We start from the raw sequence: 19,748 nt of genomic DNA on the forward strand, positions 1-19,748 counted from the left end.
CTCCGTGAATGCTTACCGGATATCCGGTGACACTCGCGTTGAGCGGCACAGCCAGGCGGAATAAGCCCAGCCGTGCACAGCGTCCTCGCTGTGTTATTGCCTACCCGCCCCGAAGGACCGGCAGGACTTTCAAAGGAACCTCATCCATCGATATGGACGGGGTATTTTATAGTCTGGCGTTGACTTTTGGCACGCTGTTGAGTTCTCAAGGAACGGACGCTTCCTTCGGTCCCGTTTCCGGGCCCTCCGGGCGCTTCCCTTCGGTGTTCCACCACTCTATCAGGAGTTTTTCCGCTCCCTTACCGCTCGTTTTCCGCAGTCACAATGGACACACGGGCACACAGAAGCGGATCCGGGAAAAGGATCATATCCGATAGGTGCCGCCCCTCGCCTTGCCAGCAGTTGACTGCGGGCCTCGGTCGTGGGCAGGGATCCGACAGTACAGCTCCCGGCGGGGCGAGGCAAATCGATTCCGGGGCCGTCCCCCCGCGCATAGGAGGGGCCTCGGGGCTGCGCCGGGTGGCCCTCACTCGTGCGGAATCCGCAGTTCCTATGACATACGCTTCTGGCCAGCGCGCCGTCCAGGACAGGCAGTGACGGCGTGTGATGAATCTTCACCCCTGGGAGGCTTCCCATGACCACCGTGACGTCCCCTCTTGCCGGACGTGCCATCGGACTCGCGGCAGTGCCCGATCCGGTCTTCTCCGGCGCGATGGTGGGACCCGGTACCGCTATCGACCCCGTGCGTGAGCCCTCGGCCGCGGTCTCGCCCGTGGACGGCGTCATCGTCTCGCTCCACCCCCACGCGTTCGTCGTCGTCGACGGCGAGGGGCACGGCGTGCTGACGCACCTCGGCATCGACACCGTCCAGCTCAACGGCGAGGGCTTCGAGCTGCTCGTGAACAAGGGCGACACGGTCACGCGCGGCCAGGAGATCGTGCGTTGGAACCCGGTCGCCGTCGAAGAGGCCGGCAAGTCGCCGATCTGCCCGGTCGTCGCGCTCGAGGCCGTGGCCGACTCGCTCGGCGACATGCGCGAGGACGGCGACGTCAAGGCGGGCGACCAGCTCTTCAGCTGGCGGTGAGCCGGCCCCGTCCCTGAGGACAGACAGGGACGGTACGTACGACATCCACCGCGGCGGTCGAGCCGCCGCATCAACGGAGACGGGTGAAATGGAGACAACGCTGCGAGGCGTCGGCGTGAGCCACGGTGTGGCGATCGGCGAGGTGCGGCACATGGGCACGGCGATGCTGGAGCCGCCGGCGAAGCAGATCCCGACGGACGAGGCACCGCGCGAACAAGGCCGCGCCCGCCAGGCCGTCGAGGCTGTCGCCGCCGACCTCATCGCGCGCGGCAACCTGGCCGGTGGCGAGGCCCAGCACGTGCTCGAGGCTCAGGCCATGATGGCGCAGGACCCGGAGCTCATGGCGGATGTCGAGCGGCGCATCACCGTCGGCAGCACCGCCGAGCGCGCGGTCTACGACGCCTTCGCCGCCTACCGCGCGCTGCTCGCCAACGCGGGTGAGTACCTGGCCGGCCGGGTGGCCGACCTCGACGACGTGCGGAATCGTATCGTCGCGCGCCTGCTGGGCGTTCCGATGCCGGGCGTGCCCGACAGTGACGAGCCGTACGTGCTGATCGCGCGGGACCTCGCACCCGCCGACACCGCGCTGCTCGACCCCACCCTGGTGCTCGGCTTCGTGACCGAGGAGGGCGGGCCGACCAGCCACAGCGCCATCCTGGCCCGGGCGCTCGGCGTGCCCGCGGTCGTCGCCCTGCCCGGCGCCGGTGAGCTGGCCGAGGGCACGGTCGTGGCCGTGGACGGCAGCACGGGTGACGTCTTCGTGGAGCCGAGCGACGACAAGCGCGCGGAGCTGACGAAGGCCGCCGAGGCGCGCAAGGCCGCGCTGGCCGCTTCGTCCGGCCCGGGCGCGACGTCCGACGGGCACAAGGTGCCGCTGCTGGCGAACGTCGGCGGCCCGGCCGATGTGCCGGCCGCGGTCGAGGCGGGTGCGGAGGGCGTCGGTCTGTTCCGTACCGAGTTCCTCTTCCTCGACGACAGCCAGAAGGCGCCGTCCGAGGCCAAGCAGGTCGAGGCGTACCGCAAGGTTCTGGAGGCGTTCCCCGAGGGCCGGGTGGTCGTGCGGGTGCTGGACGCGGGCGCGGACAAGCCGCTCGACTTCCTGACGCCGGCTGATGAGCCGAACCCCGCCCTGGGTGTGCGTGGTCTGCGCACGCTGCTGGACCACCCCGAGGTGCTGCGGACTCAGCTCACCGCGCTGGCCAAGGCCGCCGAGGGGCTGCCCGTCTACCTCGAGGTCATGGCCCCGATGGTGGCGGACCGCACGGACGCGAAGGCGTTCGCCGACGCGTGCCGTGAGGCCGGGCTGCGGGCGAAGTTCGGCGCGATGGTGGAGATTCCCTCCGCCGCGCTGCGGGCGCGCTCGATCCTGCAGGAGGTCGAGTTCCTGTCGCTGGGGACCAACGACCTGGCGCAGTACACCTTCGCCGCCGACCGTCAGGTCGGTGCGGTGTCGCGGCTCCAGGACCCGTGGCAGCCGGCGCTGCTCGACCTGGTCGCGGCGTCCGCCGAGGCCGCCAAGGCCGAGGGCAAGAGCTGCGGTGTCTGCGGTGAGGCCGCGGCGGACCCGCTGCTGGCGTGTGTGCTGACGGGTCTGGGCGTGACGAGCCTGTCCATGGGTGCCGCCTCCATTCCGTATGTGCGCGCGACCCTGGCCAAGCACACACTCGCGCAGTGCGAGCGTGCCGCTGCCGCCGCCCGTGCGACGGACTCGGCCGAGGAGGCCCGGGTGGCCGCGCAGGCGGTGCTGTCCGGCGAGTGAGCCGGTGACGTGGTGACGCGTCATTGAAGTCGGGAGGTGCCCCGCCGGGTCGGCGGGGCACCTTTCGCGTTTCAGGCCGTGGGGTGCGCGTCTCCTTCCGTGGGCTCGGTGAGGTGCAGCCCCGCGCGGTAGTCGACGCCGGGCTCGGGCGGCACGGGTTCGCCGGTCCGGGCGTCGGTGCAGTAGGCGGCGAAGACCTCCGCTTCGCTGAGCGGCCTGAGCCAGCCGTCACGCAGGCTCCAGCCCCGGACCGTGTCGCGGCGGCCGGGCGCGGCGGTGCGCAGGACGACTCCGCCCGGCCGGTCGGTGGCGATGCCCGCCGCGAGGACCGTGCAGAAGACGAGGGCGGCCGCTTCCCCGAGGTGCAGCTTGCCGCCGTCGCCGTGCTCCGCGTGGAGGACGGCGACGAGTGGGGTGGCGCCTTCGGCGGGGACGCTGCACACGAGGTGGTGCGTGCCGGGGCCGACCGCCTCGATGAGCTGCCGCAGGGCCTGGGTGGCGCGGGCGAAGGCGGCCCGGCCGATGTCCTCCCCGCAGGAGGCGCAGTCGCCGCCGCGGGTGAGCAGCGATGAGGCGTACTCCCAAGTGGCCTGCTGCTCCGCCTCGTTGACGAGCTGGGGCAGGAGTCTGCGGATCGGCTGGCCCTCGTAGGTGACTCTGGCGCCCGTCGCCGCGACCTCGGCCGTATAGCGGGTGCGGCTGGCCGGGGTGTCGGGGTCGAGGTGGGCCTCCGCGCAGAACTCCTCGTAGCCGATGGGGTCGAAGAGGGCCACGCAGGTGTGCGTGCCCTGGGCGGCGAGTGACCGCAGCAGCCCCTCCATCTGCCGCAGATACGTCGCGTGGTCGTCGAACAGGAAGGAGCCGTACCGCCTCATGGCGGCGAAGTCCTGCTCGTCTGCCAGCACGGCCACCGTGCTGGGCACTTCTCGGCGCAGTGCGCGCCGTGTCGCCGGTCGTCGGTTGCCGCTGTTCCTGGTGTGCGCCATGGTTCCCCCTCAGCACGGACGATCAATGCTCACTCACCGTAACCGGTGGCACTGACAACGCCGTTGTGCCGCGGTCGCGCACCAGGTGCCGCTGGGCGCAGCAGACCGCGGCGAGGGCGGCGCCGAGGCCGAGCCAGCCGGCCGGGCCGGTGGCGATGGCGCAGGTCATGGCCAGGGGGCCGACGCTGCGCTGGGTGGCTTGGGCGAGGCCGTGGACGCCGAGGTAGGCGCCTTGGGCGGTGGGTGGGGCGAGGGCTACCGACAGTTCCCAGGAGACGGTGGCGTGCAGCATCTCGGCAACGGTGAAGGCGGTCGCGGCGAGGGTGAGGGCGAGGGTGGCGAGCCAGGGTGTCGCGACGGCCGAGGCCGCGAGGGCGGCGCCTCCGGCGAGGAAGGCGGCGCCGAGCGGGAGAAGAGTGGCGCGTGCGGCGCGCGGGGTGTTGCCGAAGCGGGCGAGGGGGACCTGGAAGCAGACCACGAGCAGGTTGTTGAGGACGAGGAGGAGCGGTACGGCCTGGTGCGGTGCGGTGGTGGCGGTCACCGTCCACAGCGGGAGGCCGATCTTGAAGACGGAGTCGTCGAGGAAGAGCACGGTCTCGCTGGCGGTGTAGGCGAGGTAACGGCGGTCGCGCCAGGGGTTGTCGGGGCTCTTGGGTATCGCTGTGTCTTCTGTGTCGCTCGTCGCCTCCTGGGGCGGGCCGACGGGCGACGGCGGTTCGGCGCAGCGGAGGGTGAGGAGCGCGCAGAGGACGAAGGAGAGGGCGTCGCCGGTGAGCAGCCAGCGGTAGACGGTGGTGGTGCCCAGGGTGAGCGCGCCGGCCGCGGCGAGGCCGCCGACGGCCCATCCGATGTTGGAGACGGTGCGGTTGAGGGCCTGGTAGCGGCTGCGCTCTTCGCCGGCGATGCGGGTCGCGTACAGCTTGGTCAGGACGGCGGAGGTCCGGTCGCCGAGGCTGCCGACGGTCGCGATGGCGAGCAGGAGGCGCAGGTCGGTGGTGGTGAGGAGGGCGAGTGAGGCGAAGGCGCGTACGGCCTGGACGGCGACCAGCAGGGAGCGCAGCGGGACGCGGTCGGCCAGGAGGCCGCCGAGTGGTGGGCCCGCGATGCCGATGGCGCCCGAGAGGCCGATGAGGAGCCCGATCTCGGCGGTGTCGAGTCCGGCGACGAAGGTGAAGTAGAGGGCGGAGGTGGCTCCCCAGAGCCCCGAGCCCGCCTTGTCGACGAAGGTGACCGCCATCATCCGGTGGCCGTCCGGTCCCCCCGGCATCCGCATCCGTTCCCCCTTGACCAAGCTATTGTATTGATACATAGTTAGCTCTGTGGCAACACAATATGAGATCACGGGTACGAACGCCAAGGGAATTTCCGCGTCCATCGAACGGGGCGTCGCCGAGGGGGCGTTGCCGCCGGGCAGCGCCCTGCCGCCCGTGCGGGCGCTGGCGGAGCGGCTGGGGGTGAGTCCGGGCACGGTCGCGGCCACCTACAAGGAGCTGCGCGGGCGCGGCATCGTCCTCACGCGCGGCCGCGGCGGCACGGTGGTGGCCGAGGCCCCGTCGGTCGCCTCGCGGCGCCCGCCGAAGGTCCCCGCGGGCCTGCGCGACCTGGCCGGCGGCCATCCGGATCCTGCGTTCCTGCCCGACGCGGCGCCGTCGGTGCGGGTGTCACCGGGCGCGCGTTCGCACCGCTCGGCGCCCCGGCTGCCGCGCCTGGAGGAGCTGACCCGCGCGTGGTACGAGCGCGACGGCGTGCCCTGCGGTCATGTCACCTTCGCGCACAGCGCGCTCGACTGCGTGGCCCGGCTGCTCTCCGTGGAACTGCGGCCCGGGGACGCGGTGGCGATGGAGGATCCCGGCTACCACCATCTGCTGGACCTCGTGCCGGCCCTCGGGCTGCGGTCCGTGCCGGTCGCCGTGGACGACGAGGGCATCCGCCCCGACGCGCTGCGGGCCGCGCTCCGCGCGGGTGTGCGGGCGGTGATCTGCAGCCCGCGGTCCCAGAATCCGTACGGCGGGTGCTTCTCGGCACAGCGGCGGGACGCCCTGGTGGAGGTGCTCGCGGAGGCACCGGACGTGCTGGTGATCGAGAACGACCACGCGGCGGAGATCGCGGGGGCACCGCTGCACAGCCTCACGGCGGGCGGCCTGTCGCGCTGGGCCCAGGTCCGCACGGTCACCAAATACCTGGGGACGGACCTGCGGTGGGCGGCGATGGCCTGCGACGCGATCACCCTGGCCCGGCACGACGGGCGGCTGCTCCTGACGTCGGGCTGGGTGAGTCACGCCTTGCAGGAGACGGCGGCGAGCCTGCTGACGGACCCGGCCACGCAGGATCTCGTGCGACGGGCGGACGCCGCCTACACGCTGCGGCGGCGGACGCTGCTGGACGAGCTGGCGCGGCGCGGGATCGCGGCGCACGGGGCGAGCGGGATGAACGTCTGGGTGCCGGTGCGGGACGAGGCGGCGGTGGTCAACGGGCTGCGGTCGTCGGGGTGGTGGGTGGCCGCGGGGGCGCGGTTCCGGCTGGCGGCGGGGGCGGGGGTGCGGGTCACCGTGGCGGAGCTCCTGCCGTCGGAGGCCGGGCGGTTCGCGGCCGACTTCGCGGAGGCGCTGGGGGAACGGCAGGCGACGTACGGAGGGTGACGAAGGCGGGCGGGTCTCCCCGCCCGCCCAGGGGGCCGGACCCGTCCGTCACGCCCGCTCGCGGCCCAGCTTCTCGTAGAAGTGCAGCAGCTCGACGTTGTCGACCGAGCCGGGGTTGACCGCCTTCTCCAGGGGCGTGCCCTGGAGAAGGCGCTTGACGGGGACCTCTATCCGCTTGCCGGTGAGGGTGTGCGGGATGCCCGTGACCTCGATGACCTCGTCGGGCACGTGGCGCGGTGAGAGCTGCTGACGGATGGTGCGCTTGATGCGGTCGAGCAGCTCCTCGTCCAGCGTGGCGCCGGGTGCGAGGTGGACGAAGAGCGGCATCCAATAGCCGCCGTCGGGCCGTTCGACGCCGATGACGAGGGATTCGCGGATCTCCGGGAGCCGCTCGACCGCCTCGTAGATGTCCGAGGAGCCCATCCGGACGCCCTGGCGGTTGAGGGTGGAGTCGGAGCGGCCGTGGATGACGACGCTGCCGCGCGAGGTGAGGGTGATCCAGTCGCCGTGCCGCCAGACGCCGGGGAACATCTCGAAGTAACTGTCGCGGTAGCGGCTGCCGTCCGGGTCGTTCCAGAAGCGGACCGGCATGGAGGGCATGGGGGCCGCGACGATCAGCTCGCCGACCTCGTCGACGACGGGCTCGCCGTGCGCGTCCCACGCCTGGAGGTCCGTGCCGAGGCAGGGGGCCTGGAGCTCGCCGATGTGCACCGGGAGGGTGGGCACGGCGCCGGCGAAGCAGCTGCACACGTCCGTGCCGCCACTGACGGAGGCGATCCACATGTCGGCGGCGACCTCGTCGTGGAGCCAGCGGAAGCCGTCGGGGGGCAGCGGTGAGCCCGTGGTGGCCACGCACTTGACGCGGGAGAGGTCGAAGTCGCGGCCCGGGTGGACGTCGGCCTTGCGGCAGGCCATCACATAGGCGGCCGAGGTGCCGAAGAGCGTGGCTCCGGTGCGCTCGGCGACGCGCCACTGGGCCGCGGTGTCGGGGTGGCCGGGGCTGCCGTCGTAGAGCACGACGGTGGAACCCACCAGGAGGCCGGAGACGAGGAAGTTCCACATCATCCAGCCGGTGGAGGTGTACCAGAAGAAGCGGTCGCCCGGGCCCAGGTCGCAGTGCAGGGCGAGCTGCTTGACGTGCTCGACGAGGATGCCGCCCTGGGACTGCACGATGGCCTTGGGCAGACCGGTGGTGCCCGACGAATAGAGCACCCACAGCGGGTGGTCGAAGGGGACCTGCTCGAAGACGGGCTCCACCGTGGCGGAGGTGAGGGCCTCCCACTCCAGCGCGCCCTCGGGGGCCGGGGTGCCCAGCAGCGGGATGTGCACCACGGCGCGCACCGTGGGCAGCCCCGCCCGCAGCTCGGTGACGGTCTCGGCCCGGTCGTGGCGCTTGCCGCCGTAGTGATAGCCGTCGACGGTGAACAGCACGACCGGCTCCACCTGCTGGAAGCGGTCGAGGACGCTGCGGGCGCCGAAGTCGGGGGCGCAGGAGGTCCAGACGCCGCCGACGGCGGCGGTGGCGAGCAGGGCGACCACGGCCTGCGGGATGTTGGGCAGATACGCGCTGACGCGGTCACCGGGGCGGACCCCGAGCCGGCGGAGCTCGGCGGCCAGTGAGCCCACCTGGGCGCGCAGCTCGGCCCAGGTCACCGGGCGCGGATCGTGCGTCTCGTCGGCGTGCAGCAGGGCGGGCTCGTGGGCGCGGGCGGGGTCCTCGGCGGTGCGCAGGGCGTGCTCGGCGTAGTTGAGCGTGGCTCCGGGGAACCATACGGCGCCGGGCATCGCGGGATCGGCGAGGACCCTCTCGTACGGGCTGGAGAAGCGCACGTCGCACCACTCGGTGACGGCCTGCCAGAAGCGCTCCAGCTCCGTCACGGACCAGCGGTGCAGGGCGGCGTAGCTCGCGGCGGGGTCGCCGGGGAGGGGGGCGGGCGCGCCGTGGTGCTCGGCGGCCCAGCGGTGGAAGCGGGTGACCTGTGCGCGGGCGACGCGGTCCTCGCCGGGGCTCCAGAGGGGCTCCGGTCGGTCGGCGGGCTGCGGTGCGGTGGTCATCGTGGCTGCTCCCGGCTGTACGCGTCGTGGGCGTCGCCGCACACGCCGTCTGGGTGCCGTGCGTGACGCGGCTGAGCAGGACGATGCCACGTGATCGACTCGGGCACCAGCCCTGTGGATAACCCGTGAGCGGGCCCACCGGTGTCCGGTGGATCCCGCGGGGGTGAACGACTGTTGAACGGAACGCCGCCCCGACGGTGGCGGTGGCAGGCTGAGCAGCATGGATGCACGTGATCTGCGGCGGTTAGCGAATACGGTCGGGACGGCACGGGGCCTGCGGTCCCTGCGGTGGGCGTGGCGCAGGCGGTGGGCGGACGCGGCGGGGCTGCCCCGGCGGGGCGCGGAGCGGGCGCGGGTGCCGGGGGCGGTGCGAGGGGCCGAGCCGCTGCCGGGCGGCGGGGTGGTGCGGTTCGCGCGGTCGTCGCTGCGGGTGCGGGTGGCGGTGGGCGGCGCGGTGTTCTGCGGCTGGGACGGCGCGGAGCCGGAGCCGTCGTACGCCGTGGCGGGGCGGGTGCCGGAGGCGGACGAGCGCGCGGTGCTGGAGCCCGACACCGACGGCGGCTGGCGCGTGGTGTCCGAGAGGGTCCTGGTGGTGGTGGGGCGCCACGGCGCGGTGGAGGTGCGGACGCCGGGCGGGGTGGTGCTGCGGCGCGATCTGCCGCCGCGGTGGTGGGAACCGGTGGATCCGGCGGCCCGGGAGGTGGTGGAGGCGCGGTGGACGCAGCGCTCGGAAGTGACGGCCGACGCACGGTTCTTCGGCCTGGGGGGCAGGGCGGCGGGGCCCCGGCTGCGGGACGGTTCGTACCGCCTGTGGAACACCGACCCCGGCGGTTCCTTCGAGCCGGGGGACGATCCGCTGTACATCACGATGCCCGTGCAGCTGGTCGTCGCGGACGCGGGCACGCACCTGGCCTTCCACGACAACACCTGGGACGGCCGGGTGACGTTGCGCGAGGGCGAGGAGGGCGCGGGGTCGGGGCACGACCGGCCGGGCAGCTGCGAGGTGCGGATGGACGGCGGCCCGCTGCGCTCCTGGGTGGTGGTGGGCACGCCCGCGCGCGTGCTGCACACCTGGGCCTCGCTGACCGGTGCCCCGGCCCTGCCGCCCGCCTGGGCGCTCGGCCCGCAGCACGCGCGCTGGGGGTTCGGCAGTGAGCGGGAGGTGCGCCGGGTCGTCGCGGGATACCGGGAGCGCGGGCTGCCGCTCTCGGCGGTGCATCTGGACATCGACCACTATGAGGGACACCGCGTCTTCACGGTGGACCGGCGGCGGTTCCCCGATCTGCCCGGTCTGGCGGCCGACTTGCGGGAGCAGGGGGTGCGGCTGGTTTCCATCGTGGATCCCGCCGTGAAGGCCCGGCCGGGTGTCGCGGTGTACGACAGCGGTACGGCGGCCGGCGCTTTCGTGCGGGACGCGCGGGGGCGGGAGGTGCGCGGCGAGGTGTGGCCCGGTGAGTCCGTCTTCCCCGACTTCACCGACCCGGAGGTGCGCAAGTGGTGGGGCGGGCTGTACGCGGAGCGGCTGGCGCAGGGCTTCTCCGGGGTGTGGCACGACATGAACGAGCCGGTGTCCTTCGCGGCGTTCGGCGACCCCACGCTGCCGCGTTCCGCGCGGCACTCGCTGGAGGGCCGGGGAGGTGACCACCGGGCGGCACACAATGTGTACGGGCTGACCATGGCGCGCGCGGGTTACGAAGGGCTGCGCGAACTGCGGCCGGAAGAGCGTCCGTTCCTGTTCTCCCGGTCGGGCTGGGCGGGCATGCAGCGCTACGGCGGCACCTGGTCCGGTGACGTGGCGACCGGCTGGCCTGGGCTGCGCGCGTCCCTGGCGCTGGCCTTGGGGCTGGGGCTGTGCGGAGTGCCGTATTCGGGTCCGGACGTCGGTGGTTTCACCGGCCGTCCGTCGCCGGAGCTGTTCCTGCGCTGGTTCCAGTTGGGCGCGTATCTGCCGCTGTTCCGTACGCACGCGGCGCACGACGCGGGCCGCCGGGAGCCGTGGGAGTTCGGGACGGAGGTGCTGGAGCACGCGGGTGCGGCCATGCGGGAGCGGATGCGGCTGCTGCCGTATTTCGTGACGCTCGCGCACCTGGCCCAGCGCACGGGAGCGCCGTACGTGCGGCCGGTGTGGTGGCGTTCACCGGAGGACCGTGCGCTGCGTGACTGCGAGGACGCGTTCCTGCTGGGCGATTCGCTGCTGGTGGCGCCGGTGCTGGAGCAGGGCACCGACCGGCGGGCCGTACGGCTGCCGCGCGGGCGGTGGTACGACACGGCGACGGGACAGGCGCACGAGGGGCCGGGGCAGGTGCTGCTGGACGCTCCCCTGTCGCGCATCCCCGTGCTGGCGCGGGCGGGTTCGGTAGTACCGGTGGCTGGGGCGGACGGTGGGGTGGAGCTGGAGGTGTGGGCCCCGGCGGCCGGCCGTACGGGCGGCGGGGTGTTGGTGCCGGACACGGGTGAGGGGTGGGCCGCGCCGTCGGTGGTGCGCTTCACGACGCGGCTGCGCGACGGAGTGGTCGAGGTGGGGCGGGAGGGTGCGGAGGAAGTGGGATATCCGGTGCGGGTGCGGGGTGGCACGGCCGGCACTCTCCCCCGGCCCGCTCCTTCCCGGGACGGGAGTTCCGCACCGGAGGGGCGGTAGGGGCCCTTCCGTACGCGCCCGGTCGCAGGGCCTTCCCGTACGCGCCCGCGCTCTGATAGCTGGAAGACCATGCCGAAATTCTCCGAGGCGCTGCGCGCCCTCGCTCTCCCCCTCGCCGGCCTCCTGGCCCTCTCCTCCGCCCCCGCCGCGCACGCCCGGCCGTCGCAGGCGAGACCGCCCGCCGGTTTCGTGGCACTGTCCGACGTCGATCCGACGATCCTCCAGGAGGTGCGGTACGCCACCGCGCACAACTTCACCGGTCACCGGGTCGACGGTTACCGGCGCCCGGTGTGCCTCCTCACCCGGCAGGCCGCACAGGCGCTGCACCGTGCGCAACGCACCCTGCTGCCGCGGGGTTACAGCCTCAAGGTGTACGACTGCTACCGGCCGCAGCGGGCTGTCGACGACTTCGTGGCCTGGGCGAAGGATCTCGCGGACGAGCGGATGAAGGGGGAGTTCTATCCCCGGGTCGACAAGTCACGTCTTTTTGACGACGGTTACATCGCGGCGAAGTCAGGGCACAGCAGGGGCAGCACGATGGACCTGACGCTGGTGCGGCTGCCGGCCTGGCCGACGCGTCCGTACCGTCCCGGGGAGCGGCTGGTGCCCTGTTACGCGCCGCAGGAGCGCAGGTTCCCCGACAACTCCGTCGACATGGGCACGGGGTTCGACTGCTTCGACACCCTCGCGCACACCCTGGACCCCAGGATCGGCGGTGCGCAGCGCGATCACCGGCTGCTGCTGAAGTCCACGATGGAGCGGGCCGGTTTCGTCAACCTGCCGGAGGAGTGGTGGCACTACACGCTCCGCGGTGAGCCGTTTCCCGACACCTATTTCGACTTTCCCGTCGGGTGACGGCGGCGCTTGACGCTCCCGTACGCCAGGTGAACACTGCCCGTTCGAGCAGTGTGGGCCAGCGCAGTCCTCCGAGGAGACGCCATGACGGGCTCGTACGTCGCCGCGATCGACCAGGGCACCACCTCCAGCCGCTGCATCGTCTTCGACCGGGACGGATCGGTCGTGGCCGTGGACCAGCGTGAGCACCGGCAGATCTTCCCGCGTCCCGGCTGGGTGGAGCACGACGCGGCCGAGATCTGGGCGAAAGTGCGCGCCGTGGTCACGGGCGCGCTCGCGGCGGCGGGGCTGCGGGCGGAGGAGCTGAGCGCGCTGGGCATCACCAACCAGCGGGAGACGACGGTCCTGTGGGACCGTTCGACGGGCAAGCCGGTGCACAACGCCGTCGTCTGGCAGGACACCCGGACGGCCGCGCTCTGTCACGAGCTGGGCGGCGCGGACGGGCCCGACCGGTTCCGGGAGATCACCGGGCTGCCGCTGGCCAGCTATTTCTCGGGGCCGAAGGTGGCCTGGCTGCTGGAGCACGTGCCGGGGCTGCGCCGGCGCGCGGAGAACGGGGAGATCGCGTTCGGCACCGTCGACTCCTGGCTGATCTGGAATCTGACGGGCGGCACGGACAGCGGGGTGCACGTCACCGACGTGACCAACGCGGCGCGAACCCTGCTGATGGATCTCGGCACGCTCCAGTGGGATCCGTCGGTCCTGGCCCAGATGGGCATACCGGAGGCGGTGCTGCCGGAGATCCGGTCCTCCGCCGAGGTGTACGGGACGGCGGTGGGCCCGCTGGCCGGGGTGCCGGTCGCGGCGGCGCTGGGTGATCAGCAGGCGGCGGTGTTCGGGCAGACCTGCTACGGGGTGGGCGAGGCCAAGAACACGTACGGCACGGGCAGTTTCCTGCTGCTCAACACGGGCGAGCGGCCCGTGCCGTCGAAGAACGGGCTGCTGACGACGGTCGGTTACCGGCTCGGCGGGGAGGCGCCGGTCTACTGCCTGGAGGGGTCGATCGCGGTCACCGGCGCGCTGGTGCAGTGGTTCCGCGACCAGTTGGGCCTCATCCGCTCCGCCGACGAGATCGAGCCGCTGGCGGCGAGCGTGCGGGACAACGGCGGGGCGTATGTCGTGCCCGCCTTCTCCGGGCTGTACGCGCCGTACTGGCGCGCCGACGCCCGGGGCGTCATCGCCGGGCTGACCGGCTATGTCACCAAGGCGCATCTGGCGCGTGCGGTGCTGGAGGCCACCAGTTGGCAGACCCGGGAGGTCGTGGACGCGATGTTCCAGGACTCCGGGGTGCCGATCACCTCGCTCAAGGTGGACGGCGGCATGACGGCCAACGGTCTGCTGATGCAGCACCAGGCGGACGTGCTGGGGGTGCCGGTGATCCGGCCTGTGGTCGCCGAGACGACGTGCCTGGGGGCCGCCTACGCCGCCGGGCTCGCCACCGGTGTGTGGGGTGGCCTGGACGAGTTGCGGGCGCACTGGCGGCGGGACGCGGAGTGGACGCCCCGGATGGACGCGGCGGTGCGGGAGGGCGAGTACGGGCGCTGGCGCAAGGCGGTGGAGCGCAGCTTCGGATGGCTCGACGAAGGTGCCTAGGGAGGGCCTGGAGGGTGCCTAGGGAATGGGCCGTGGAGCGGTGCGTTCCGTGATGCCGGTGGCGATGGCGTGCTGGACGACGGAGATCAGGACGTGCTTCACAGACTCGCGTTCGCGGGCGTCGCACATGACGACCGGCACGTCCGGGTCGAGGTCGAGCGCGTCGCGGACGTCGCTCTCGGGATAGCGGTCGGCGCCGTCGAAGCAGTTGACGGCGAGGGTGAAGGCGATGCCGCGCCGCTCGAAGTAGTCGACGGCCGCGAAGCAGTCGGCGAGGCGGCGGGTGTCGGCGAGGACGACGGCGCCCAGAGCGCCGTGGGCGAGCTCGTCCCACAGGAACCAGAAGCGGTCCTGGCCGGGCGTTCCGAAGAGGTAGAGGACCAGGTCGTCGCGGAGGGTGATCCGGCCGAAGTCCATGGCGACGGTGGTGGTGCGCTTGGTCTCCACTCCCGTGAGGTCGTCGACCGGGCGGCCCGCCTCCGTGAGCGTCTCCTCCGTGCGCAGGGGTCTGATCTCGCTGACGGCGCCGACCAGGGTGGTCTTGCCCACGCCGAAGCCGCCGGCCACGAGCAGCTTGAGGGCGAGCGGGGCGGTGGCGGTGCGGGTGGGTGTCATGGCGGCCTCCTTCGGGGGTGATCGTTCCCCATCGGTCGTGGTCACGACAAGTTTTCCCGTGCCCGGTGCTGCCGCTCCCTGTCAATGCCCTCGACCGCCGCACGCCGTGCGGCGGTCGGGTCGTCACAGTGTCCGCAGGGCGTCGATGACGTCTCTGAGGACGGTCTCGTCGGGGAGCTCGGCCGGTGGCACCGGGCGGGTGACCCGGACGTATCCCGCCTCCATCAGGTCCCCGACGAGCACCCGCAGCACACCGACGGGAAGGTCGAGCCCGGCGGCCAGCTCGGCGACGGACTGCGGGCGTGTGCGGGAGAGTTCGACGATGTCGAGGTGCTCCGGCGAGAGCGTCCGGTCCGCGACGGCGTGCGCGCCGGACGGTCCTGCCAGGGCCTCGTCGGCGATGACCACCGCGATCAGGTCGAGTTCGCCGCCTTCCGCGCCGCGGGTCCGGCCGCGGGTCATGGCGTACGGGCGGACCACCGGGCCCGCCGCGTCGTCGTACCACCGCACCGCCGCGTGCGCGTCCGCGGAGTGGTGGCCGTCGTCTCCGGTCATGCCGGCCGTCACCCGTCGGCGGCCACGCCGGTCCGCGGAGCGGTGGCCAGGTGCGCGCCCACGCGCTTGACGAGCAGCGTCATCTCGTAGGCGACGAGGCCGATGTCGGAATCGGCGTCGGCGAGCACGGCGAGGCAGCTGCCGTCGCCGGCGGCGGTGACGAACAGGAAGGCGCTGTCGAGTTCGACGACGGTCTGGCGGACCTGTCCGGCGTCGAAGTGCCGGCCCACGCCCTTGGCCAGGCTGTGGAAGCCGGAGGAGACGGCGGCGAGGTGCTCACCGTCCTCGCGGGAGAGCCCCTTGGACTTGCCGGTCGGCAGACCGTCGCCGGAGAGCACCAGTGCCTTGCGTACGGTGCCGACGCGCTCGACGAGGTCGTCGAGCAGCCAGTTCAGATCGCCGGTGGCTCCCGGCTGCCGTTCGCCCGCGCCGGCCGGTGTGCCGTGGTTCCCGGTGGTGCGTATCGCGGCCTTCGGTGCGGTCATGGACCGTCCCCCTCGTGTGTGGTTCCTGGTGCTGTGGTTCCTGTGGTTCTCGTGCCGGTTCCATGATCCTCCCGCCCACGCTGCCAGCCGCGCTGGAGGGCCGCCATGCGGGCCCGTACCTCTTCGGCGTCGCGCTCGGCTTCCCCGGCGGCGTCGTGCGCGGGGGCGTCCGGCGCGCGGCGGACGGGGTCGTTCCGCAGCTGTGGGGCGAGGCTGGCCTGTCGTACGCGCCGGGGCAGTCCGCCGGTCGGGGTGCGTTCGTCGTCGGCGTCCGGGCCGCTGTCGGAGGCCAGGACGGACGGCCTGCGGCGGGGCAGCGGCTGCGGGCTGTCGGACGCCAGGTGGTGCTGTGCCTCGCCGTCGTCCGGCCCGTGGTCGAACGGGCAGAGCGCAGGCTCCGGTTCGGCCGGGGCGTGCCGGTGCCGGCCGGGCAGCGGGGCGGGGCCGGGCGCGGCGAGTGCCGACAGCGGTGACAGGGGCGTCGTCGCCCGGTCCTTCGTCAGCTCCTGCGCCCCGGTGTCCTCCTCGTCCGGTGCCGCGCCCTTGCCGGAGGCGGTGAGCAGGGCGAGGGGCACGAGGACGACCGCGGTGGTGCCGCCGTACGGGGAGGGCTGGAGGGAGACCTTCACGCCGTGGCGGCGGGCGAGTCTGCTGACGACGAACAGGCCGAGGCGGTCGGTGTCGGACAGCTCGAACTCGGGGGTCTCGGCGAGCCGGAGGTTGGCTTCGAGCATGAGGTCCGGGGTCATGCCGAGCCCGCGGTCGTGGATCTCGATCGTGAAGCCGTTGGGGACCCGCTCCCCCAGGACCTGGACGCCGGTGTGCGGCGGGGAGAAGACGGTGGCGTTCTCCAGGAGTTCGGCCAGCAGGTGGGTGAGGTCGCCGACGGCGGGCCCGTGGACGGCCAGGCGGGGCAGGCGGCGGACCTCGATCCGTTCGTACGCCTCGACCTCGGCGACCGCGGCCCGTACGACGTCCATCAGGGGGACCGGTCTGCGCCACTGCCGGGCGGGGGCGGCGCCCGAGAGGATGACGAGGCCCTCGGCGTGACGGCGCATGCGGGTGGTGAGGTGGTCGAGGCGGAAGAGGTCGGCGAGTTCGTCGGTGTCCTCGGTGCGGCGCTCCATGGCGTCGAGGAGGGTGAGCTGGCGGTGGAGCAGCACCTGGCTGCGGCGGGCGAGGTTGACGAAGACGTCGGAGACGCCGCGGCGCATGTCGGCCTGTTTGACGGCGGCTTCGACGGCGGCGCGCTGGAGGGTGTCGAGTGCCTGGCCGACCTGGCCGAGTTCGTCGGGGCCGAAGTCGCGGCGGGGGGCTTCGGCCTCGACGTCGATCTGTTCGCCGGCGGCGAGGCGGCGCATCACGCCGGGCAGCCGGACGCCCGACGCCTCGTGTGCTTCCTTGCGCAGGGCTCGCAGGTCGCGGACCAGGCCGCGGCCGACCTTGAGGGAGACGACGAGCGAGCAGACGAGGGCGACGAGTCCGAGGACGCCCGCGGCGGCGGCCTTGACCAGGACGACGGTGGCGGCGGGCTGGACGCGGTCGGCGTAGCGGTCGATGGCCTGGGTGCCCATCCGGCCGAGCTCGTCGAGGACCGTCCCGGCGGCGGAGTTCCAGCGCTGGGGGTCGACGGTGTGCGTGGCCCGGTCCGCGCCCGCGAGGACGACGGCGTCCTCGGTGGAGCGCAGGGTCTCGGCGCTGCTGCCGCGCCAGTAGTCCTCGTAGGTCTTCTGGTCCGCCAGTGGCATGACGGAGAGGCTGGTGCTGTAGAGGACCTGGCGCTCGGCGACGCGGTCGGAGAAGGCGCGCAGGTCCTGGCGGCTCATGCTGCCCGCGGTGAGCGCGGAGGCGAGGAGGGCGTCCTCGCGGGAGAGCGCCTCGCGGGCGCGGGCGATGCCGACGAGGGCGCGGCCCTGCTTGTCCAGCTCGGCGTCCTGGAGGGCGCTGAGGGTGCTGAGGAAGGCGTAGTAGGGCTCGACGAGTTCGTTGTACGCCAGGAAGGCGCCGTGGCGGCTGATGGTGTCGTCCTCGGCCTTGCGGCGCACGCTGTCGAGGTCGCCGAGGCTCTTCTCGATGGCGGCGAAGCGGGCCGCGGACTGGGCGGTCATGTCGCCGCGGACGTCGCCGTCGGCGCCGGAGCGCAGGGCGGCGACGGCCTTGTCGGTGGCGCGCTGCCGTTCGCGCAGGTCGGCGAGGGCGTCGGAGCGGCGGGGGTCGGCGAGGTGGACGAGGGTCTGACGGCGTTCCTGCTGGAGGGCGCGGACCATGTCCTCGGCGGGGTAGCCGACCTTGCGCATGACGTCGGCGACGGTGAGCAGCTGGGCCGCCTCGCTGCCGGTGATCACGGTGGCGAAGGCCCAGAGGGCGGTCAGCGACACCAGCGGCACGAGCAGCAGCGCCACGATCTTCCGGCGGATCGACTTCCCGCGAAAGCGCATGGCCTCCCCAACGTCAATCCCGGCGCCCCGGGGTGGTGTTCCGACAACAATGCGGCGTGAGCCTACTACTGCGTGGTACGGGTCTCGAAGGCCAGTGCGGTGGCCGGTCCGTGGGTGTGGCGGCGGTGGGTCCCTTGTTGTCCGGTGATTCCAGGACTTTTCGGCCTGGCTGGATTGCCCTCCCCATGGGAACCTTTGAGCACCGTCGTTCGCTCTTCATGCGGGGGCCGATGACAGCACGGGGGACGGCTCGGGTGGCGCTATGCCCGGTCCCGCTCCTTTTTGTCCTGCTCGGCCCCCGTGGTGAGCGTCTTTTGGCAGCAGCCCCACAAGGGCGGCCACTGGGGGAGGTGAGCGGTCATGGACCCGAATCGCGACATCCCGTCGCACCGGAGCCGCCCGCTGTGGGTCGAGGAGCCGGCGCGCCGGCCGCGGATGCCGGATCCGGTGCGCACGGCGGCGGTGCGCGCGGCCCTCGTCGGCGCGGTGACGCTGGTGGAGGCGATGGTCGCCGCGCTGTTCGCGCTGGCCGGTTCGTGGCTCGCGCTGCCCGCGCTGCTATGTGTCCTGGCGAGTGTGGTCTTGGCGACATGGGCGGTGCTGGATGTGTGGGTGACGCGGCAGGTGTGGCGGCAGCGTCATGGTGTGGTGTCCGTGCCCAGCAGTTCGGCCCGTCCGGTGCGCCGGGCCCGTCGTCCACGCTTCCCCTGATCGTCAACTGCCGGGTAGGTTCGGCAGTTGACGGGGTGCGTGCCGCCCATCGAGGCGGCCGGGTCGAATGGGGGCGGCACGATGGTGGAGCGTGAGCAGGCGGTGCACCGCATTCCGGAAGTCCTCCGGGACAGCGGGTGGACCGTCTGTCTGGTCGGCGAGGAGCAGTCGGGCAAGCTCGCCCAGGTGACCGCGGGGCTGCGGCGCCGCCCGGACGGCTCGGGCTCCGGCAAGCTGATCACCTCCGGCTTCTCCTACTGGGGCCTGGAGTCGACCGTGGCCTGGGCCCACGCGTGCAACGACCTCTACTATCCGGTGATGCGCGAGAGCATCGCCTCCTTCAGCCGTCGCTGGCGCGGCATGGGCGAGCTGCTGCCGGAGGGCCCGCTGCACTACGTGAGCCTCGGTCCCGGCACGGGCCAGAAGGACCAGGCGCTGCTGCGGTCCCTCGACGGCCCCGGCCGGTGCGGCTGTTACATCCCGGTGGACGTGAGCGCCGAGATGCTGCGCCTCGCACAGCGCGAGGCCCTCCAGCACCTGCACGTGCCCGTCGCCGATGTGCTGCCCGTGCAGCTGGATTTCTCGCTGCCGGCCAATCTCGACCGGCTGAGCACGCTGATCCGCCGCACGGTAGGCGAGGAGCCGGTGGTGTATTCACTGCTGGGCAACACCCTCGCCAATTTCGACAGCGACACCCAGCTGCTGGCGCTGCTGGGCGAGAAGCTGCTGCGCCCGCAGGACCGCTTCCTGCTGGAGGTCGCGAGCACGGCCGGGCAGGACGGGCCCGCGGCCCGCGCGGCCGCCCAGGAGTACGAGAACAGCCCCCGGTTCCGGGAGTTCGTCACCAGCGCGCTGATGCAGTACACCGACCTCCAGATCGACCTCAACAGCATCACGTACGAAGGGCTCGTCGAGGACGACCGGGCGCTGCTGATAAAGGTGGTCTACCACAACCGCACCGGGGCGACGCTGGAGTTGACGCTGCCCGACCGCAGCACGGTGCCCTTCCCCGACCAGGACACCATCCGGCTGCTCCTGAGCCGGAAGTACACCCTGAGCGGTCTGGAGAAGATGCTGGTGGACGCGCGGCTGACCAAGGTGGGCGAGACGCACGAGACCGGGCACACCGCCTTCGACCGGCCCGCGTTCGGGATGGCGCTGCTGCTGCTCCAGGCCGGTGACGCGCCCCGCCCGGGGCGAGCCACCGGGCCCAATCCGTTCGGCGACTGACACACCACCCCGCGCGCGGCCGAAGCCGGCCGAAAGCCCCTTGTTCCGGCCCCCGCCTCCGGCCCCTTTCCTCCGGCCCGCTCGGGACGCTCGATAGGACACCTG

The 19,748-nt window shown here is 72.7% G+C and carries 14 protein-coding genes and 1 pseudogene; 8 read left to right on the plus strand and 7 right to left on the minus strand.

The genetic code is table 11. The annotated features are described in order from the left end of the window. The first annotated feature begins 634 nt into the window (after positions 1-634). Positions 635-1,084, plus strand: a complete 450-nt coding sequence (locus ACFY1P_RS30160; protein WP_361533858.1) for a PTS glucose transporter subunit IIA — start codon at positions 635-637, stop codon at positions 1,082-1,084. 88 nt (positions 1,085-1,172) lie between these two features. Beyond that, positions 1,173-2,843 (plus strand): phosphoenolpyruvate--protein phosphotransferase, encoded by a 1,671-nt coding sequence (gene ptsP / locus ACFY1P_RS30165; protein WP_390752422.1) that lies wholly within the window; start codon positions 1,173-1,175, stop codon positions 2,841-2,843. Between the two features lie 71 nt (positions 2,844-2,914). Here ptsP and ACFY1P_RS30170 read toward each other — a convergent pair whose 3' ends face one another. Further along, entirely contained in the window at positions 2,915-3,829 is a 915-nt protein-coding gene (locus tag ACFY1P_RS30170) for a hypothetical protein (RefSeq protein ID WP_361533864.1), read from the minus strand. Positions 3,830-3,851: 22 nt separating this feature from the next. Then, positions 3,852-5,102: an MFS transporter gene (locus ACFY1P_RS30175; protein ID WP_390752423.1), complete on the minus strand. Its 1,251-nt coding sequence runs from the start codon at positions 5,100-5,102 to the stop codon at positions 3,852-3,854. 46 nt (positions 5,103-5,148) lie between these two features. On the opposite strand from ACFY1P_RS30175, the gene ACFY1P_RS30180 reads away from it, so the two are divergent. Continuing rightward, positions 5,149-6,468 (plus strand): aminotransferase class I/II-fold pyridoxal phosphate-dependent enzyme, encoded by a 1,320-nt coding sequence (locus tag ACFY1P_RS30180; protein ID WP_390752424.1) that lies wholly within the window; start codon positions 5,149-5,151, stop codon positions 6,466-6,468. Between the two features lie 48 nt (positions 6,469-6,516). Here the strand turns inward: ACFY1P_RS30180 and ACFY1P_RS30185 are convergent, their stop codons facing one another. Then, positions 6,517-8,523 carry an acetoacetate--CoA ligase gene (locus ACFY1P_RS30185; protein WP_390752425.1) on the minus strand — a complete coding sequence of 669 codons (2,007 nt, stop codon included), beginning with the start codon at positions 8,521-8,523 and terminating at the stop codon, positions 6,517-6,519. Positions 8,524-8,743: 220 nt separating this feature from the next. Here ACFY1P_RS30185 and ACFY1P_RS30190 point away from each other — a divergent pair, with 220 nt between their 5' ends. The 3 genes from ACFY1P_RS30190 to glpK all read left to right on the plus strand — a co-directional run bounded on the left by ACFY1P_RS30190 (position 8,744) and on the right by glpK (position 13,609). Then, entirely contained in the window at positions 8,744-11,161 is a 2,418-nt protein-coding gene (locus ACFY1P_RS30190) for a glycoside hydrolase family 31 protein (RefSeq protein WP_390752426.1), read from the plus strand. 69 nt (positions 11,162-11,230) lie between these two features. Further along, the gene (locus tag ACFY1P_RS30195) at positions 11,231-12,016 is read left to right on the plus strand and encodes a M15 family metallopeptidase (protein WP_390752427.1); all 786 of its coding nucleotides are present in this window, start codon (positions 11,231-11,233) and stop codon (positions 12,014-12,016) included. 84 nt (positions 12,017-12,100) lie between these two features. After that, positions 12,101-13,609, plus strand: a complete 1,509-nt coding sequence (gene glpK / locus ACFY1P_RS30200) for a glycerol kinase GlpK (protein ID WP_390752428.1) — start codon at positions 12,101-12,103, stop codon at positions 13,607-13,609. Positions 13,610-13,627: 18 nt separating this feature from the next. On the opposite strand, the gene ACFY1P_RS30205 is transcribed toward glpK, so the two are convergent. The 4 genes from ACFY1P_RS30205 to ACFY1P_RS30220 all read right to left on the minus strand — a co-directional run bounded on the left by ACFY1P_RS30205 (position 13,628) and on the right by ACFY1P_RS30220 (position 17,702). Further along, positions 13,628-14,224, minus strand: coding sequence for an ATP/GTP-binding protein (locus tag ACFY1P_RS30205; RefSeq protein ID WP_390752429.1), 597 nt, complete (start codon positions 14,222-14,224; stop codon positions 13,628-13,630). A gap of 123 nt (positions 14,225-14,347) precedes the next feature. Then, a complete protein-coding gene (locus ACFY1P_RS30210) occupies positions 14,348-14,779 on the minus strand; it encodes a DUF742 domain-containing protein (protein ID WP_361532064.1) in 432 nt (143 codons plus the stop codon). A gap of 8 nt (positions 14,780-14,787) precedes the next feature. Next, on the minus strand, positions 14,788-15,264 hold the full coding sequence (locus tag ACFY1P_RS30215; protein WP_390752430.1) for a roadblock/LC7 domain-containing protein: 477 nt from the start codon (positions 15,262-15,264) through the stop codon (positions 14,788-14,790). Beyond that, complete coding sequence (locus ACFY1P_RS30220; RefSeq protein WP_390752431.1) at positions 15,261-17,702, minus strand: nitrate- and nitrite sensing domain-containing protein; 2,442 nt, start codon at positions 17,700-17,702, stop codon at positions 15,261-15,263. Before ACFY1P_RS30220 ends, ACFY1P_RS30215 begins: the two co-directional genes overlap by 4 nt. Before the next feature lie 360 nt (positions 17,703-18,062). Here ACFY1P_RS30220 and ACFY1P_RS30225 point away from each other — a divergent pair. Then, positions 18,063-18,398, plus strand: a pseudogene (locus ACFY1P_RS30225) (hypothetical protein); the annotation flags it as partial. Positions 18,399-18,494: 96 nt separating this feature from the next. Further along, positions 18,495-19,643 (plus strand): L-histidine N(alpha)-methyltransferase, encoded by a 1,149-nt coding sequence (locus ACFY1P_RS30230; RefSeq protein ID WP_361532055.1) that lies wholly within the window; start codon positions 18,495-18,497, stop codon positions 19,641-19,643. Positions 19,644-19,748: the final 105 nt, after the last annotated feature.

It is taken from the genome of Streptomyces sp. NPDC001407, assembly GCF_042895325.1.
Classification (GTDB): Bacteria; Actinomycetota; Actinomycetes; order Streptomycetales; family Streptomycetaceae; genus Streptomyces.

Bases quoted from the DNA above. Each gene is read 5' to 3' on its own strand.
- ACFY1P_RS30215 (WP_390752430.1), bottom strand. From the start codon at position 15,264: ATGACCGCACCGAAGGCCGCGATACGCACCACCGGGAACCACGGCACA.
- glpK (WP_390752428.1), top strand. From the start codon at position 12,101: ATGACGGGCTCGTACGTCGCCGCGATCGACCAGGGCACCACCTCCAGC.
- ACFY1P_RS30175 (WP_390752423.1), bottom strand. From the start codon at position 5,102: ATGCGGATGCCGGGGGGACCGGACGGCCACCGGATGATGGCGGTCACC.
- ACFY1P_RS30195 (WP_390752427.1), top strand. From the start codon at position 11,231: ATGCCGAAATTCTCCGAGGCGCTGCGCGCCCTCGCTCTCCCCCTCGCC.
- ACFY1P_RS30230 (WP_361532055.1), top strand. From the start codon at position 18,495: ATGGTGGAGCGTGAGCAGGCGGTGCACCGCATTCCGGAAGTCCTCCGG.
- ptsP (WP_390752422.1), top strand. From the start codon at position 1,173: ATGGAGACAACGCTGCGAGGCGTCGGCGTGAGCCACGGTGTGGCGATC.
- ACFY1P_RS30170 (WP_361533864.1), bottom strand. From the start codon at position 3,829: ATGGCGCACACCAGGAACAGCGGCAACCGACGACCGGCGACACGGCGC.
- ACFY1P_RS30160 (WP_361533858.1), top strand. From the start codon at position 635: ATGACCACCGTGACGTCCCCTCTTGCCGGACGTGCCATCGGACTCGCG.
- ACFY1P_RS30210 (WP_361532064.1), bottom strand. From the start codon at position 14,779: ATGACCGGAGACGACGGCCACCACTCCGCGGACGCGCACGCGGCGGTG.
- ACFY1P_RS30220 (WP_390752431.1), bottom strand. From the start codon at position 17,702: ATGCGCTTTCGCGGGAAGTCGATCCGCCGGAAGATCGTGGCGCTGCTG.
- ACFY1P_RS30205 (WP_390752429.1), bottom strand. From the start codon at position 14,224: ATGACACCCACCCGCACCGCCACCGCCCCGCTCGCCCTCAAGCTGCTC.
- ACFY1P_RS30185 (WP_390752425.1), bottom strand. From the start codon at position 8,523: ATGACCACCGCACCGCAGCCCGCCGACCGACCGGAGCCCCTCTGGAGC.
- ACFY1P_RS30190 (WP_390752426.1), top strand. From the start codon at position 8,744: ATGGATGCACGTGATCTGCGGCGGTTAGCGAATACGGTCGGGACGGCA.